Source organism: Serratia sp. BNK-10, assembly GCF_047456065.1.
Taxonomy (GTDB): Bacteria; Pseudomonadota; Gammaproteobacteria; order Enterobacterales; family Enterobacteriaceae; genus Serratia; species Serratia ureilytica.
The window spans coordinates 316,108-330,999 of the sequence record NZ_CP179894.1 but is presented as its reverse complement, the minus strand read 5'-3'; the positions used below and the strand labels follow the sequence as shown (position 1 = coordinate 330,999).

Sequence of the window (14,892 nt, the reverse complement as noted above, 5' to 3'; positions counted from 1 at the left end):
TTGGTTGCTTAATTGAAGCTGCCAAAGCCGGTTTCGAGAAGAGACTTTTGCGGCAATCGCCGGTACTTTTCAGGTCAGTTTGCCGCTTTCGCGGCAAACTGTGATCGCGGTTACGAAAGGGCGTGTTGCGCCGCGCGGTAGGTTGAAGGGGAACAGCCTTCCAGCCGATTGAAAAAACGGGCGAAATAGGCCGGATCCTTGAAGCCGAGGCTGTAGGCGGTTTCATGCACCGTGCAGGCGCTGAACAGCAGCATGCGCTTAGCCTCGCGCAGCAATCGATCGAAGATCAGCCGCTTGGGCGGCCGGTTGGCGAAGCGCCGACACAGGTCGTTGAGCCGCGATTCGGTCACGCCCAACGCCTGCGCATACTCCGGCACCGGCAGATGCTCGCGGAAACGCTCGTCCACCATCTTGTTGAAGCGTTGAAACAGCTGCAGTTCGCCGCGCACGCCGCTGTTGGCGCTGTCTTCCAGCGCGGTGTTGCGCAGCAGCAGCGTGAACACCGCCTGCGCCAACAGCGCCAGCGTCTGTTCGCGCCCGGCCAGGTTCTGCGCGAACTCGCGGCGGATCAGCGCCCAATAGTGGCTGAGCGCCGTCAGCTCCTGCGGCTCATCGGCCAGCGACAGGCAGATGCCCGGCATGTCCAGCGCCAGATTGCTGCCGGGATACAGGCGCTCCAGCAGCGGCCAAATCAGCTCCTGACGCACCGTCAGCACGTGGCCGTCGCTGTCCGGTTCGGTGAAGAACGCATGCGGCACCGACGGCGGCGTGAGGATGAACAGCGGCGCCTGCACCGAATAGTGCTGATCGTCGAGCTGCAGCTCTATCTTGCCGGTCTCCAGAAAATGCACCTGGAAGAAGCAGTCGTGCCAGTGCACCTGCATGTCGCGGCCGAAGAACGCCGCCAGCCCGGCGAAGGTTTCGTAGTGCACCTCGTCGGCGGCGTAGCGCGCGTCATACTCTTTGCAAATATCGATGTTGGCGATAAAACCGGTACTTTTCCGCACCTCATTACCTCCTGCAATCCTGCCTATCTGCGTATCAAGGCGTCGCTCTCGGGCGCGAATCCTTCATCGGGATGCGCCACACCAGCACGGCGCCGACGATCAACAGCGCCGAGACGAAATACAGCCCGGAGTTGAAGCTGCCGGTCATGTCCTTGAACCAGCCGATCAACAGCGGGCTGAGCGCCGATCCGATATTGCCGGTGGCGTTGATCACCGCGATCCCCACCGCCCGCGCTTCCAGGCTGATCGACTGATCCGGCGTGGTCCAGAAGATCGCCATGGCGGTAAAGGAACCGACCGACGCCATCACGATCCCCAGCAGTTGGATCAGGCTGTGATCGGTGGCGGAAGCCAATAGCCAGCCGGCGGCGGCGAACAGATACGGCAGCGCGGTGTGATGCTTACGCTCCTGCAGCCTGTCGGATCGTTTGCTCCACCACACCATGCCGGCGATGGTGCAGATCTGCGGGATCGCCGCCAGAATGCCGATCGTCACGTTGCTGCTGCCCTGGTTGAAGCTCTGCAGGATCTGCGGCGTCCAGATATTGATCGCGCTCAGGGTGTTGGTCAGGCAGAAATAGGCCAGCGTGTACATCAGCACGATCGGCGTGAAGATCTCGCGCCACAGGCTGCGCTGCTGCAGCGCGCGGTGGCTGCTCGGCCCGTTGGGTTGCACCAGCTGCAGCTTGTCGGCCTCCATCATCGCTTTCAGGCTGGCTTTTTCCTCGTCGGTCAGCCACTTGGCCTTGGCCGGGGTGTCGTCGAGGTAGAACCACACCACCACGCCCAGCAGCACCGACGGGATCCCTTCCAGCAGGAACAGCCACTGCCAGCCCTTCAGGTTCATCACCCCGTCCAGCGCCAGAATATAGCCGGAGACCAGCGAACCGATCGCCATGGTCACCGGCATGGCGATCATGAACAAGGCGTTGGCCCGGGCGCGGTAAAACGCCGGGAACCAGTAGGTGAGGTACACCAGAATTCCCGGCAGGAAGCCGGCCTCGGTGATGCCGACGATCATGCGCAGCACATACAGGCTGGTCGGCCCGGTGGCGAACATCGTGCAGGTGGAGGCGATGCCCCACAGCACCATGATGGTGGCGATCCAGCGCCGCGCGCCGACCCGGCTCAGCATCATATTGCTCGGAATGCCGAAGATCACGTAGGTGGCGTAGAACAGCGTCGCCGCCAGCCCGAACATGGTCGAGCTGAGGCCGAGATCCTTGCCCATCGTCAGCCCGGCGAAGCCGATGTTGATGCGGTCGAGGAAAGAGAAAACAAACAACACGAACAGGAAAATAATCAGGCGCCGAAACAACTTTTTAATCACCGATTGCTCGGCGGCGGTTAACGCTTTATGTTGCTGCGCCGGGTTGGCCGGCGGCAGCGAATCGACGTGGTTCATGGTTCAGTAGACTCCCGATGAAGGCGCTTGCGCCCCGCCCTGTTTGAACTCGTTCGCCAGGGCTTCCGCCGCCCGCGCCAGCAGGGTGGTATCCACTCCTACCGCGACGAACAGCGCGCCGGCTTCCAGATAGCGCTGCGCCAGCGCCTTGTTGGCCATCAAAATGCCCGGCGCCTTGCCGGCGGCGCGGATGCGCGCAATGGCGTCATCGATGGTGCGCTGCACCTCCGGGTGCTGCGGATTGCCGGCGAAGCCCATGTCGGCGCTGAGATCCGCCGGGCCGATAAACACGCCGTCCACCCCTTCCACCTGCAGGATCGCCTCCAGGTTTTTCACCGCCTCGCGGGTTTCAATCTGCACCAGCACGCACATCTGCTCGTCGGCCTGCTGCAGGTAATCGGGCACCCGGTTCCAGCGCGAGGCGCGCGCCAGGGCGCTGCCGACGCCGCGCACGCCATGCGGCGGATAGCGCGTGGCGCGCACCGCGTCGCGCGCCTGTTCGGCGTTCTGAATCATCGGGATCAATAAGGTTTGCGCGCCGACGTCCAGCAACTGCTTGATGATCACCGCGTCGTTCCACGGCGGCCGCACCACCGGCTGGCTCGGGTAAGGGGCGATCGCCTGCAGCTGCCCCAGCACCGTCTGCACGTTGTTGGGCGCATGTTCGCCGTCGATCAGCAGCCAGTCGAAACCGGCGCCGGCCAACAGTTCGGCGCTGTAGCTGCTGCACAGCCCGAGCCACAGCCCGATCTGCGGGCGTTTTTCCTGCAGCGCTCGCTTGAAGTGGTTGGTTAACATCGCATTCTCCCTGACAAGCGGGCGCGGCGCGTGGCCCCCGCCCGGTTATTGCGGCTCGGTTCGCCGAGCCTGCTTATTAGACGAAGCGGCAGCTGATGCAGCCCATCGGGCCGTAATCGACGTGGAAAGTATCGCCGCGCCGCGCCGGCACCGGCCGGGTGAAGGAACCACCGAGGATCACCTGCCCCGCTTCCAGCTCCACCTCATACGGCGCCAGCTTGTTGGCCAGCCAGGCCACGCCGTTGGCCGGATGATTGAGCACCGCCGCCGCCACGCCGGACTCTTCAATCACGCCGTTGCGGTACAGCAGCGCAGAGATCCAACGCAGATCCAGCGCATCCGGCTTGATCGGCCGCCCACCCATCACCACCCCGGCGTTGGCGGCGTTGTCGGAGATGGTGTCGAACACCTTGCGCGGCCGCTGCGTCTCGGGATCGACGTTGTGGCTGCGCGCGTCGATGATCTCCAGCGCCGGAATGACGTAGTCGGTGGCGTTGTAGACGTCGAACAGCGTGCAGTTCGGCCCACGCAGCGGCTTGGCCAGCACGAACGCCAGCTCCACCTCCACCCGCGGCACGATGAAGCGATCGATCGGAATATCGCTGCCGTCGTTGAAGAACATGTCGTCCAGCAGCGCACCGTAGTCCGGTTCGGTGATCTGCGAGCTGACCTGCATGGCGCGCGACGTCAGGCCGATCTTGTGGCCTTTGAGCGCACGCCCCTCGGCGATCTTCAGCGCCACCCACTGCCGCTGAATGGCGTAGGCGTCTTCGATGGTGATCTCGGGATGATCGAGCGACAGCGCGCGGATCTGCTCACGACTCTTTTCCGCCTGATGCAGGCGCTGCACGGCGCGGTTAACCTGCTCTTTATCCAGCATTTACGACCCCTTATTCACGCTTTATTGAACAGCGCGTGGACATTGTTCTGTTTGTAATTCAGCACCGGATCCAGCTCTTCCATGGTGAAAGAGAGCGCCAGGTAACGCTGCGCCATCAGCGCGGCGAAGTGTTCCTTGATCAGCGCAAACAGCATCTCGCCCACCTGCTGACGGCTTTCCAGACTGCGGCCGTGGCCGATTTTCAACGTCATGTGCACGAAGGCGTAATCCTGCTTGCCGTCGGCCATCTGCCAGGTATCGAGCCAGATGGCCCGGCTGCGCACGCCGGCCAGCGGGAAGATGCCGGTCGCCGCCAGCGCCTCGTTGACCTTGGCGAACAGGGTGGGCAAATCCGCCTCGCGGCGGATGTTGTCGGTACATTCAGCGTAAAAATGGGGCATTCACACACCTCAGGCTTCAGCGGGCAAAGGGAACACGGCGTTGACCTGCCCGGTGCCGGAACTGGCGAACAGCGGGGTGATGAACTCCACCTTGCCGTCGTACTTGTCCCAGCCGAGCAGGCCCAGCAGCATCACGGTGTCGTGCATGTTGCCTTCGCCGTAGCAATAATCGGCATACTCCGGCAGCATTTCGCAGAACTCGCGAAAGCGCCCCTCTTCCCAGAGCTTGACCACCCGTTCGTCCATTTGCTGGTCGAACTGACGGGTGTAGCTGTTCATGCCCTCTTCGGCGCGCTGATCGTCGATAAAGCGGTGCGACAGCGAGCCGCTGGCCAGCACCGCCACGGTGCCGTCGTATTTCTCGATGGCGCTTTTGAGCGCTTCGCCCAGCCGGCGGCTGTCGGCGAAGTCATGCACGGTGCAAAACGCCGAGATCGACACCACCTTGAAATGCTTGTCGGCGTTCATGTAACGCATCGGCACCAGCGTGCCGTATTCCAGCTTCAGGCTCGGGATGTCGTGCGCCTTGGCGCGTACGCCCCGCTTGCAGGCCTCATCGGCGATCAGCTGGCCCAGCGCCGGGTTGCCGTCGTAGTCGTAAGTCATGTCGCGGATGAAATGCGGCAGCTCGTTGCTGGTGTACACGCCGGAGAAATGCGCGCTGCAGTTGATGTGATAGGCGCTGTTCACCAGCCAGTGGGTGTCGAACACCACGATGGTGTCGACGCCCATCTCGCGGCAACGCGCGCCGATCTCTTTATGGCCGTCGATGGCCGCCTGCCGGCAGCCAAAGTTTTTCCCAGGGATTTCCGACAGATACATCGATGGCACATGTGTAATCTTGGCGGCTAACGCTAACTTACCCATAAGTCCTCACATGAAACAAAAATGATTCCGTGAACGATGCCGGGGCCTGATTAAACGCCCCAGCGTGGGATCGGGTGATCACCCATGGAAATGCACACGTTCTTCATCTCGGCGAACACTTCGAAGCTGTATTCCCCGCCTTCGCGGCCGGTGCCGGAGGCTTTCACGCCGCCGAACGGTTGGCGCAGATCGCGTACGTTTTGGGTGTTGACGAAAACCATGCCCGCTTCAATGCCGCGGGCCAGGCGCAGAACCTTGCTCACATCCTGCGTCCAGATGTACGACGCCAGGCCGTACTCCACGTCGTTGGCCATGCGCAGGCCGTCTTCTTCTGATTTGAACGGCAGCAGGCAGGCCACCGGCCCGAAAATCTCCTCCTGCGCCACGCGCATCCGGTTGTCGACATCCGCCAGCACCGTCGGGCGCAGGAAGTTGCCGTGGCTCAAGCCGGCCGGTTTATCCGGGCCGCCGGCCAACAGGGTCGCCCCTTCCTCCACCCCGAGGCGGATATAGCCGGAGACTTTTTCCCAGTGCTGCGGGCTGATCAACGCGCCCACCTGGGTGTTGGGATCTTGCGGATCGCCGACGCGCAGACGGTTGGCGCGCTCGGCGAAACGTTTGACGAATTCCGGGTAGATGCTCTCCTGAATGAAGATGCGCGAACCGGCGGTGCAGCGTTCGCCGTTGATCGAGAAGATGGTGAACAGCGCGGCGTCGAGCGCCCGCTCGATGTCGGCGTCTTCAAAGATCAGCACCGGCGACTTGCCGCCGAGCTCCATGGAGAATTTCTTCAGCCCGGCGCTTTCGATGATGCGCCGGCCGGTGGCGGTGCCGCCGGTGAAGGAGACCGCGCGCACGTCTTTATGGCGCACCAATGCGTCGCCGGCGGTGGCGCCGTAGCCCTGCACCACGTTCAGCACCCCGGCCGGAATGCCGGCTTCCAGAGCCAGCTCGCCCAGGCGATCGGCAGTCAGCGGCGACAGTTCGGACATTTTCAGCACCGCCGTGTTGCCCAGCGCCAGGCAAGGCGCGGTTTTCCAGGTGGCGGTCATGAACGGCACGTTCCACGGCGACACCAGCGCGCATACCCCCACCGGCTGCACCAGCGTGTAGTTGAGCATCTTGTCGTCCACCGGGTAGGTCTTGCCGTTCATCTGCTGGCACACCTCGGCGAAAAATTCGAAGTTGTGCGAGGCGCGCGGGATCAGCACGTTTTTGGTCTGATGGATAGGCAGACCGGTGTCGGCGGTTTCCATTTCGGCGATCTGCGGCACGTTCTGGTCGATCAGTTCACCCAAACGGCGCATCAGGCGCGCGCGCTCTTTCATCGGCGTATTCGCCCACTTGGGGAACGCCTCTTTCGCTGCGGCCACCGCCTGGTCTATCTCCAGCTGGCCGCCGGAGGCCACTTCCGCCAGCACCTCGCCGTTCGCCGGGTTGGTGGTGGTGAAATACTCTTTGCTGGCGACGTTCTTGCCGTTGATCCAGTGGTTGATGGTTTTCATCGCAGGCTCTCCTCGTAATCTTTTTCACTGATAATGTGGTTAACCAAACGGCCGATGCCTTCGATCTCCACCACCACTTCGTCGCCCGGCTGCACGTCGGCCAGCCCTTTCGGCGTGCCGGTGGCGATCATGTCGCCCGGCTGCAGCGTCATGAATTCGCTCAGGTAGGCGATCAGGAACGGAATGTCGAAAATCATGTCGGCGGTGCTGCCGCGCTGGCGCAGCTCACCGTTGACGTAGGTGCTGAGCGCCAGCCGATGCGGATCGGCGACGTCGTCGCGATCGACGATATACGGCCCGATCGGCGTCAGGGTATCGCGGCTCTTCACCCGCAGATTCGGCCGGTAGTAGTTCTCCAGGTAGTCGCGGATGGCGTAGTCGTTGCACAGGGTGTAACCCGCCACATACTCCATGGCGCGCTCGCGGCTGACGTTGCGCGCGGTCTTGCCGATCACTGCCACCAGCTCGGCTTCGTAATGCATGTACTCCACGCCGGCCGGACGCACCGACACCTGACGGTGACCGATCAGGGTGTTCGGCGCCTTGAGGAACACCAGCGGCTCTTCCGGTGCTTTAAATTCCAGCTCGCTGGCGTGGTCGGCATAGTTCAGTCCCAGGGCGAACACCGTGCCCTGCGCCGGCGGCAGCCATTCCACTTCACGCTCCTGCAGCACCTCGCCGTTCGGCAGCGTGACGCGCAGCTGGTCATCTACCTGAACGTTGACGATCTGGCCATGATGGCGAATACGGGCATGTTTCATGATGCGGCTCCTGCCTGGGTGACGCGGTTGGTCAACGTGGGCAGGCCGGCGGCGCGCACCGTCACCTCATCCCCCGGTTTGATCGCCACCCGCTGGTGCGGGGTGCCTATCAGCACCGCATCGCCCGGCTGCAGGGTGATGAAATCGCTGATGGCGGCGATCAGCTCCGGTACCGAGCGCACCAGATCGGCGGTGGACCAGCGATCCTGCTCCACGCCGTTGATCTCGGTGACGATCTCCAGCCGATCGGCGTTCTCCAACTGCCCCATCTCCCCCAGCGGGCAGAAGCCGTCGCGGCATTTGGCCTTGATCGCCGGGCGATAGAAGCTGCTCTCCGGCAGGCTGACGTCGTTGGCCAGCGCGTAACCGGCCAGATAACGGCTCACCTGCGCCGCCGGCACCTTGCGCGCGGTGTCGCCGATGATCACCGCCAGCGTGCCGCCGCTCTGCACGGTTTCACCGGCCGGAAACGGGATCGCCCCGCCGTTGGCGAGGTGGGTATTGCGCGGTTTGATAAACCACACCGGGGTTTTGGGCGGGGTTTGATACGGCGGCTGGTGAAACGCCTGATCCCAGGCGTCCAGTTGGCTGCGGTGGTTCAGCGCAACGGAAAATACGGTGCCTTTCATGCGAACTCCTCCAATGGCAAAAACATGACAACCGGCATTCATTAATATATTAACGATTACTTTTATACGCTGTGCAGCTTTTACGCAACGCGCTTGGAGTGATTTGTGATCGTGATAACAAAATATTCACAAATTACGAACATTAGCGTGATTATTCAATGCATTAACCATTTTTCACGCCACTTTTAGCTGCGCCTCGCATTTTTGCTTTATCCCTACGGGTAACTTTGGCTACTATTAAGTTATTAACAAAATCGGGCTTTGCGGGGCAGGCGCCCCCATAACGAGCGCCGTAACAACGAACACCTTGATAGCTAAGGCCAAACTTATGCATGAATCGTTAACCATCGCCCTGCTGCAGGCGCGTGAAACCGCCATGGGGTTCTTCCGCCCGATCCTGAAAAGCCACAATCTCACCGAGCAGCAGTGGCGCATCATCCGCGTGCTGGCCAACAGCCGTTCGATCGAATTCCACGAACTGGCGGCGGAAACCTGCATCCTGCGTCCCAGCCTGACCGGCATTCTGTCGCGCATGGAGCGCGATAAGCTGATCTTCCGCCTCAAACCGGTCAACGATCAGCGCAAGCTGTACGTGTCGCTGACCCAGCAGGGTCAGGAGCTGTATGAAGTGGCGCGCCATCAGGTGGAGCAAGGCTACGCCGAGATTGAAGCCGCCTTTTCGCGGCAAAAAATGGACCAGTTGATGACGTTGCTGGACGAGCTGATCACCCTGGGCGACAGCCTGCCCGCCAACGTCACCGCGCATCCCGCCAAGAAGTGATTTAACCAACCGGAATTCTCACATTAATTGGCGTTGCCAAGGCGTAAATCCCCCGTCGCTTACTCAAGTAAGCGACTGGGGTACGTGGCTGCGTCAAGTAAGCAGAGCATTCGTTTCCGGCAACAGCGCGCCGCCGTCCACCACCAGCGTCTGGCCGGTGATGTAGGCCGCCGCCGGCGAGGCGAGAAACACCATCGCCGCGGCGATGTCTTCCGGTTCCCCCAGCCGCCCGAGCGGCACCGCGGCGGCGATCGCCTGATTCACCTGCGCGTCGCCCAGGTTGGCCATCGCCGGCGTGCGGATCATCCCCGGCTCCACGCCGTTGACGCGAATGTTCTCCGCCGCCAACTCCAGCGCCGCCGCGCGAATAAAGCCGTTTACCCCGGCCTTGGAGGCGGCGTAATGCGCCAGTCCCGGATACGCCACCCGCGGGCCGGTCACCGACGAGGTCACCAGCAGGCTGCCGCCGCCGGCGCGGCGCATCCACGGCAGCGCCGCCTGCGCCAGAAAGAACGGCGCCATCAGATTGACGCTCAGCGTGCGTTGCAACAGGGCCGCGTCGATGGCGGCGAACGGCGTCAGCGGAAAATAGGCGGCGTTGTGGATCACCACGTCCAGCCGTTGGTGCCGCTCGCCCACCGCCGCCACCAACTCGGCAATCTGCCCCGGCTCGGCCAGATCGCAGGCCAGCGCCTGTACGTTCCACCCTTCGCCCCGCAGCGTTTGCGCCGCCGCCTGCGCCTGCGGCAGCTGCACGTCCGCGATCGTCACCTCGGCGCCCAGCCGGGCAAAGGCGCTGACGATCGCCAGCCCAATGCCCTGCGCGCCGCCGGTCACCAGCACCGCCTGCCCGGCGAAGGCGTCGGCCGCATAGGTTGCGCTCATCGGCCTATCCTCGCGGGTGGCGCGTGGTGTTCAGCACCTGTGCGTGGGCACCGACCGCAAAGTTGCTCAGCGCGCTGAAATCGCTGCCCTGATAACCGAGGATTTTGCCGTCGGTGCGCATGCCCTGCAGATCGATCATCACCACGCCCAGCGTCGGGATGATTTTCTCGCGCCAGACGAACAGATAAAGCTGCTCCGCCACCTTCACGTAGTGGCAGCGATCGACGTCCGCCAGCCCCTTCTCCACTCCGTCCAGACACTGCCAGGCGTAGAAGTTGTCGTTCAGGTAGATGTGCTCGTACCGTTCGGTCGGGCTGTAGGTGTACATGTTGCGCATGCCGATCAGCTCATCGGTAAAGCCCGGCGGCGCCACGTCGGCGTCATCCAGCGTGCCGAAGCGGAATTCGGCCTCGACCGCGGTCAGCGGCAGCCCCTGCTCCACCCGGCTAAAGGCGTCGAGCCGCGCCTGCGCTTCGTCCGGCAGTTGGCCGTATACCGCAGTGAAGTTGCCCTGATTGCGGTCGCACACCAGCGTAATGCTGGCGTTGGCGCGGGCGGGATCGAGAAAATCGATGAACAGCACGCCGGGGCGAATGCTGGTGGCGCGATAGGCGATACCGCGCCGCTCCCCCCACTCCAGCGTCTGCGCATCGGTAAACCGACAGCGCTGCGTCGCGCCGTCGCTGAAACGCAGCGTCAGCGTGGTGCCCGCCAGGCCGTGCTGGCGTTCCAGCGTATTGCTGTGCGGCGCAAAGCCTTCCGCCAGCGCGCCAACCTGAATGAATACCGCTTCTGAACTCATGGAATGCTCCTTACAGGGAAGTGAAAGCCAGGGTCGGCACATCGACAATAGTGGAGCCGCCGTCGGCCACCAGCGTCGCGCCGGTAATGATTGAGGCTTCGCTGGAACAGAGGAAACGGCAGACGCGGGCGATCTCCTCGGCGCTGGCCGGCCGGCGCAGCGGCACGTCGCGGCAGACCATCTGGTAAGCCTGCTCCAGCGAAATCTGATGGGCGTCCATCAACAGCTGCATCTCTTCGTCCGCCATCGGCGTGGTCACCCAGCCCGGGCACACCGCGTTGGCGCGCACGCCCAGCGGGCCATAGTCGCGGGCGATGGAGCGCATCAGGCCGATCAGCGCGTGCTTGGCGGTGACGTAGCCGCAGACCTCCGGCCCGGCGGCCAGCGAAGCGATAGAGGCCACGAACAGCAGGTTGCCGCCGCTTTTAATCAGCTCCGGCAGGCAGGCGCGCGCGCTGGCGAAAGCGCTGTTGAGGTTGCTGTCCATCGCCCCTTGCCACTGCGCGTCGCTCATCTCGGTAATGCGCTTGAAGCCCATGCCGCCGGCGCTGCCGATCAGGCAGTCGATGCGCCCGGCGTCGCGCAGAATCGCCGGCAGCAGCGTGTGGGCCCAGCTCTCGCCGCTGGCGGCGTCGCCCACCAGCGCCTGCGCGCCGATCTCTTGCGCCAGCGCCGCCAACGGTTCCGGGCGGCGGCCGATGATGAACACCCGATCGCCCTGCGCCGCCAGCAAACGGGCGCAGGCGGCGCCAACGCCGGTGCCGCCGCCGGTAATCACAACCACTCTATTCATGATTCAGCTTCTCCATCAGTTGGCCGATCATCAGCAGGCTGCTCAACAGCAACCGCCGCTGTTCGGCATCCAGCCGCAGATAGCGGCGGCCGGCCGGCACGCGGCTGACCACCTCCGAGGCGGCGAAATGCTCGATATCCGCCTGCCAGCGCCCGTCGTTCACCGTCAGCCGCACGCGGCGAAAATCCAGCTGCGCCAGCGTCTCGCCGATCTGCGGGTAGCGCAGCAGGCCGTCCAACAGCCGCTGCGCGGCCGCATGGCGCTGGCGCAGCAGATAGCGCACTCCGCGCCGCCGCAGCCAGCCGCCGGTCACCACGTCCAGCGTCAGCGGAGGCTGCGCTGTGCACGTGCCCTGCAACCGAAAGCGGTGGCTGACGATATGCGCCATAAACAGCCCCTGCACCTGTTCGCTGACCTCGATCTGCGGCCCCTGCGGCAGCGTCAGCCGCAGCAGGCTCGGCGCCAGGCGTTCGCACGCGTAGGGTTCCAGGTTGCGCGCCAGACGGTCCAGCGCGGCGCCCGGCCGATAGCCCGACGGCGCTCGCCGCCAGGCGCGATTAAGTGAGGGAAGTAAGCCGATCAAACTGCGCCTCCTCGTTTTCGCCCTTGGCGAACGCGTTCTCCAGCACCCGCTCGACCGGCACCGGCTTGAACGGATTCACTTTCTGCACGCACAGCGTCCAGAACAGCGCATAGGCGGCGGTCAGGCCGATCATCCAGCCGAAGGGAATGTAGACGTCGCGCGGATTCATCCCCGGCGGCGTGATGTAAACGATGGCCAGCACGATGCCGACGCTGGAGACGATCTGCGGCAGCGGGAACCACGGCGATTTATAGGCGCGCGGCAGATCGGGGCGGCGCAGGCGCAGCAGCACCACCGAGCAGGTCACCAGCAGGTAGGCCACGCCCCAGGCGCACACCGCCGCCAGCACCAGCGGAATGATCTTGTCGAGGTTGCCCTGAATGGCGAAGGCATGTACGCAGGGGATCAGGACCGCCACCAGAATGCCGACCACCGGCGTCTTAAAGCGCGGGTGCAGATAAGCGAACATGCGCGGCAGCGCGCCGTCCAGCGCCATGCCGTACAGAATGCGCGGCACCGCCGCCATCAGCGTGTTGATGGTTGCCGCGCCCGCCAGCAGCAGGCCGACGCCCAGCCAGTATTTGCCGAACTGGCCCATCACCTGGCCGGCGAACGCCGGGATGGCCATCGGCGTTTCCAGCAGACGCGTGCCGCTGGCGGCGTCGATCACCACGTTTTCCACCTGGTGGCTGAGCGCCGCGCCGTACAGCGCCATGCATACCGCCACGCCGCACAGCCCGAGCGCCATCGCGCGCGGGATCACCCGATCGCAGCGTTTGATCTCCGGCGCCATCGGCGTCACCAGCTCGCAGCCGACGAACATGAACATCGCCATGCCGATCAGGCTGAACACCGCGAAGGGATCGTTCAGGTTCAACGTGCTGCCGAACCAGCCTTCGAGCGGCACCGCATGCGGCGACAGCAGCCCGACGATGCCAAAAATCACCAGCGTGCTCCACATGGCGAAGGTCAGCACGATCTCCGCCTTGCCGAAGGCCTCGATGCCGAACGCGTTGAGCATGCCGAACACGACAACCAGCCCGACGCCGACCATCCAGGAGGCGTTGTGGCTTTCCATCAGGGTGTTGAGGTGTTCGAAGTTCACCAGCGCCATAATGCCGGAGAGAATGGTCTCGGCGGTGCCGGCGAAGATATGCACGATCAGGTAGGCCGACAGCGCGCCGGTGATGGCGAAAAAGCGCCCCATGCCGCAGGAAATATAGTCGTAAACGGAACCAGAGGTCGGCAGCAGCGCCGCCGCTTCGGAGAAGGTGGTGAGCTGCGCCTGCATCATGACGAAAGCGATCAGCATCGCCAGCGCGAAGGTGTCGCCGCCGATGCCAAAGCCGCTGGTGACGGTCAGGATCACCGGGCTGGCCATGATCACCCCGACCGAACTGGCCAGGGTGGTGGGAAAGCCGACCTTGCCTCGAGCCAGGTGGGCGTGCAACCGCGACGACAGGTTCATGGTTATTTCCTCTTATAGTTTTGGCCTGATGCATGCAGGTGCTTGCAGGTTTTTCACCGCCAGCGGCGGTCATCTCACTATAGAGAGGAAAGGAAAATGCTGACTATCGTCCTTAAGGACGAGACGGTTTCAACCTGCGGCCGCGCTCACGGCGGCGCGCTCGCTCAGCATGAAGCGGATCGGCTCAGCCCAAGCAAGGTCATCATTTTTTCGTCTTATACGTTTGGCGCCGACTGGCGCTATCTTCAATGCGCAATACAGGAAGCGGCGGAAAAGCCTGGCTATCGTTCTTAAGAACGAGGGGCAGCGGAAGCGACGTCGGCTGTAGCACGCGCGCAGCGGCGATGGCCTCCCCCGGGCAGGCGTTGAAAAGCGCTGTAAATTCAGCGGGAAAAACGTCGAATTATTTCATTAACCTATTAATGAAAATCGCGATAAATCCGAACAAAAAAGCCCTGATTAACGCAGTGTCATCTTGTTATTTCTGTGTTTTATTGCAATCGGCCTCACGTTGTTAATATGTTTTTATTGTGTTGCCAAATTGCTACAACTATGCTTGTATCGTTCATATATTGACCGCCAACATTCTCCAGATTGAACGATAAAGGGAGGAATACGAATCATGCACAGCACAGCATCCGATGCCTTTATCAACAGTTGTTTGGCGACCATCACGCACCTGATCCCGGTGTCCGCCGGAGTGTTTTATCTGGTCGATCGCGACCTGCGGCCGGATCACTACATCCTGCACGGCATGCCCGATAAAACGCATCAGCAATACCTGAACCACTTCCAGCAAATAGACCCGCTGCAGCCAGCCAACTTCCATCGGCAAGACATCACCATGGTCGGCATGAGCCCGGCGGCGATCGCCGACAACCGCCGCTATTACCACGACTTTATGCTGCCGAACGACATGCGCGACATGACGGAGATTTTCATTCGCCAACGCAAACGCATCGTCGCCGGGGTGTCGTTGATCCGCGATACGCCGTTTACCGAATTGGAGCGCGGCCGCCTGCGCGCGGTGCTGCCGCTGATCGAGCTGGCGACGCGCGATCTGCTGCCCGACAGCGAGGCGCAGCTGCTGACCGCCAAGGAACAAGAGATCGTCAACCTGGTGCGCGAAGGCGCCAGCAATAAGCGCATCGCCCTGAAGCTGGGCATTTCGCTGTCCACGGTGAAAACCCATATGCGCAACATTTTCGCCAAAACCGACGTGGTGAACCGCACCGAACTGGTCGCCGGCGGCTTTCTCGCCCACGGTTAACGCCCGATAACGGCCGCCGCTGCCGACGGCCGGAAAATAATGCCAAAACGTATTCGC

Annotated in this window: 17 protein-coding genes; 3 read left to right on the top strand and 14 right to left on the bottom strand. The window is 62.8% G+C overall.

What is annotated here, in order from left to right; all coding sequences use genetic code 11:
• Window positions 1–110 precede the first annotated feature (110 nt).
• The 9 genes from hpaA to ACMGG9_RS01535 form a co-directional block, all read right to left on the bottom strand.
• On the bottom strand, window positions 111–1,007 hold the full coding sequence (hpaA, locus tag ACMGG9_RS01575) for a 4-hydroxyphenylacetate catabolism regulatory protein HpaA (protein WP_414161871.1): 897 nt from the start codon (window positions 1,005–1,007) through the stop codon (window positions 111–113).
• 34 nt (window positions 1,008–1,041) lie between these two features.
• A complete protein-coding gene (gene hpaX, locus ACMGG9_RS01570; RefSeq protein ID WP_021505400.1) occupies window positions 1,042–2,412 on the bottom strand; it encodes a 4-hydroxyphenylacetate permease in 1,371 nt (456 codons plus the stop codon).
• 3 nt (window positions 2,413–2,415) lie between these two features.
• Window positions 2,416–3,210, bottom strand: coding sequence for a 4-hydroxy-2-oxoheptanedioate aldolase (gene hpaI, locus ACMGG9_RS01565; RefSeq protein WP_182074365.1), 795 nt, complete (start codon window positions 3,208–3,210; stop codon window positions 2,416–2,418).
• A 76-nt stretch (window positions 3,211–3,286) separates the two neighbouring features.
• A complete protein-coding gene (gene hpaH, locus ACMGG9_RS01560) occupies window positions 3,287–4,090 on the bottom strand; it encodes a 2-oxo-hept-4-ene-1,7-dioate hydratase (RefSeq protein ID WP_033641768.1) in 804 nt (267 codons plus the stop codon).
• 14 nt (window positions 4,091–4,104) lie between these two features.
• Complete coding sequence (locus tag ACMGG9_RS01555) at window positions 4,105–4,491, bottom strand: 5-carboxymethyl-2-hydroxymuconate Delta-isomerase (protein WP_004933172.1); 387 nt, start codon at window positions 4,489–4,491, stop codon at window positions 4,105–4,107.
• A gap of 9 nt (window positions 4,492–4,500) precedes the next feature.
• Entirely contained in the window at window positions 4,501–5,358 is an 858-nt protein-coding gene (hpaD, locus tag ACMGG9_RS01550; RefSeq protein ID WP_015376537.1) for a 3,4-dihydroxyphenylacetate 2,3-dioxygenase, read from the bottom strand.
• A 50-nt stretch (window positions 5,359–5,408) separates the two neighbouring features.
• Window positions 5,409–6,863, bottom strand: a complete 1,455-nt coding sequence (gene hpaE / locus ACMGG9_RS01545) for a 5-carboxymethyl-2-hydroxymuconate semialdehyde dehydrogenase (RefSeq protein WP_033651367.1) — start codon at window positions 6,861–6,863, stop codon at window positions 5,409–5,411.
• Window positions 6,860–7,624 (bottom strand): fumarylacetoacetate hydrolase family protein, encoded by a 765-nt coding sequence (locus ACMGG9_RS01540; RefSeq protein WP_164106864.1) that lies wholly within the window; start codon window positions 7,622–7,624, stop codon window positions 6,860–6,862. Before ACMGG9_RS01540 ends, hpaE begins: the two co-directional genes overlap by 4 nt.
• The gene (locus ACMGG9_RS01535) at window positions 7,621–8,253 is read right to left on the bottom strand and encodes a fumarylacetoacetate hydrolase family protein (protein ID WP_033651368.1); all 633 of its coding nucleotides are present in this window, start codon (window positions 8,251–8,253) and stop codon (window positions 7,621–7,623) included. The genes ACMGG9_RS01540 and ACMGG9_RS01535 overlap by 4 nt, the downstream gene beginning before the upstream one ends.
• A 328-nt stretch (window positions 8,254–8,581) precedes the next feature.
• Here ACMGG9_RS01535 and hpaR point away from each other — a divergent pair, with 328 nt between their 5' ends.
• Window positions 8,582–9,034, top strand: a complete 453-nt coding sequence (gene hpaR / locus ACMGG9_RS01530) for a homoprotocatechuate degradation operon regulator HpaR (protein ID WP_042783637.1) — start codon at window positions 8,582–8,584, stop codon at window positions 9,032–9,034.
• 93 nt (window positions 9,035–9,127) lie between these two features.
• On the opposite strand, the gene ACMGG9_RS01525 is transcribed toward hpaR, so the two are convergent.
• From ACMGG9_RS01525 to ACMGG9_RS01505, 5 genes are read right to left on the bottom strand one after another with little or no spacing between them, the layout of a single operon-like run.
• A complete protein-coding gene (locus tag ACMGG9_RS01525) occupies window positions 9,128–9,919 on the bottom strand; it encodes an SDR family oxidoreductase (RefSeq protein WP_096242788.1) in 792 nt (263 codons plus the stop codon).
• A gap of 4 nt (window positions 9,920–9,923) precedes the next feature.
• Complete coding sequence (locus tag ACMGG9_RS01520) at window positions 9,924–10,721, bottom strand: molybdenum cofactor biosynthesis F family protein (RefSeq protein WP_089192546.1); 798 nt, start codon at window positions 10,719–10,721, stop codon at window positions 9,924–9,926.
• A gap of 10 nt (window positions 10,722–10,731) precedes the next feature.
• Window positions 10,732–11,514, bottom strand: a complete 783-nt coding sequence (locus ACMGG9_RS01515; RefSeq protein WP_046688188.1) for an SDR family NAD(P)-dependent oxidoreductase — start codon at window positions 11,512–11,514, stop codon at window positions 10,732–10,734.
• Window positions 11,507–12,097 carry a DUF3156 family protein gene (locus ACMGG9_RS01510; protein ID WP_042783632.1) on the bottom strand — a complete coding sequence of 197 codons (591 nt, stop codon included), beginning with the start codon at window positions 12,095–12,097 and terminating at the stop codon, window positions 11,507–11,509. The genes ACMGG9_RS01515 and ACMGG9_RS01510 overlap by 8 nt, the downstream gene beginning before the upstream one ends.
• The gene (locus tag ACMGG9_RS01505; protein ID WP_042783631.1) at window positions 12,072–13,565 is read right to left on the bottom strand and encodes an APC family permease; all 1,494 of its coding nucleotides are present in this window, start codon (window positions 13,563–13,565) and stop codon (window positions 12,072–12,074) included. Before ACMGG9_RS01505 ends, ACMGG9_RS01510 begins: the two co-directional genes overlap by 26 nt.
• Before the next feature lie 96 nt (window positions 13,566–13,661).
• Between ACMGG9_RS01505 and ACMGG9_RS01500 the strand changes: the two genes are divergently transcribed.
• Both ACMGG9_RS01500 and ACMGG9_RS01495 read left to right on the top strand, forming a co-directional pair.
• Complete coding sequence (locus tag ACMGG9_RS01500) at window positions 13,662–13,859, top strand: hypothetical protein (protein WP_033651374.1); 198 nt, start codon at window positions 13,662–13,664, stop codon at window positions 13,857–13,859.
• 328 nt (window positions 13,860–14,187) lie between these two features.
• The gene (locus ACMGG9_RS01495; protein ID WP_033651375.1) at window positions 14,188–14,835 is read left to right on the top strand and encodes a helix-turn-helix transcriptional regulator; all 648 of its coding nucleotides are present in this window, start codon (window positions 14,188–14,190) and stop codon (window positions 14,833–14,835) included.
• Window positions 14,836–14,892 lie beyond the last annotated feature (57 nt).

Excerpts from the sequence above, each read along its gene's own strand:
- hpaX (WP_021505400.1), bottom strand. The coding sequence starts at position 2,412 with ATGAACCACGTCGATTCGCTGCCGCCGGCCAACCCGGCGCAGCAACAT.
- hpaI (WP_182074365.1), bottom strand. The coding sequence starts at position 3,210 with ATGTTAACCAACCACTTCAAGCGAGCGCTGCAGGAAAAACGCCCGCAG.
- hpaH (WP_033641768.1), bottom strand. The coding sequence starts at position 4,090 with ATGCTGGATAAAGAGCAGGTTAACCGCGCCGTGCAGCGCCTGCATCAG.
- ACMGG9_RS01555 (WP_004933172.1), bottom strand. The coding sequence starts at position 4,491 with ATGCCCCATTTTTACGCTGAATGTACCGACAACATCCGCCGCGAGGCG.
- hpaD (WP_015376537.1), bottom strand. The coding sequence starts at position 5,358 with ATGGGTAAGTTAGCGTTAGCCGCCAAGATTACACATGTGCCATCGATG.
- hpaE (WP_033651367.1), bottom strand. The coding sequence starts at position 6,863 with ATGAAAACCATCAACCACTGGATCAACGGCAAGAACGTCGCCAGCAAA.
- ACMGG9_RS01540 (WP_164106864.1), bottom strand. The coding sequence starts at position 7,624 with ATGAAACATGCCCGTATTCGCCATCATGGCCAGATCGTCAACGTTCAG.
- ACMGG9_RS01535 (WP_033651368.1), bottom strand. The coding sequence starts at position 8,253 with ATGAAAGGCACCGTATTTTCCGTTGCGCTGAACCACCGCAGCCAACTG.
- hpaR (WP_042783637.1), top strand. The coding sequence starts at position 8,582 with ATGCATGAATCGTTAACCATCGCCCTGCTGCAGGCGCGTGAAACCGCC.
- ACMGG9_RS01525 (WP_096242788.1), bottom strand. The coding sequence starts at position 9,919 with ATGAGCGCAACCTATGCGGCCGACGCCTTCGCCGGGCAGGCGGTGCTG.
- ACMGG9_RS01520 (WP_089192546.1), bottom strand. The coding sequence starts at position 10,721 with ATGAGTTCAGAAGCGGTATTCATTCAGGTTGGCGCGCTGGCGGAAGGC.
- ACMGG9_RS01515 (WP_046688188.1), bottom strand. The coding sequence starts at position 11,514 with ATGAATAGAGTGGTTGTGATTACCGGCGGCGGCACCGGCGTTGGCGCC.
- ACMGG9_RS01505 (WP_042783631.1), bottom strand. The coding sequence starts at position 13,565 with ATGAACCTGTCGTCGCGGTTGCACGCCCACCTGGCTCGAGGCAAGGTC.
- ACMGG9_RS01500 (WP_033651374.1), top strand. The coding sequence starts at position 13,662 with ATGCTGACTATCGTCCTTAAGGACGAGACGGTTTCAACCTGCGGCCGC.
- ACMGG9_RS01495 (WP_033651375.1), top strand. The coding sequence starts at position 14,188 with ATGCACAGCACAGCATCCGATGCCTTTATCAACAGTTGTTTGGCGACC.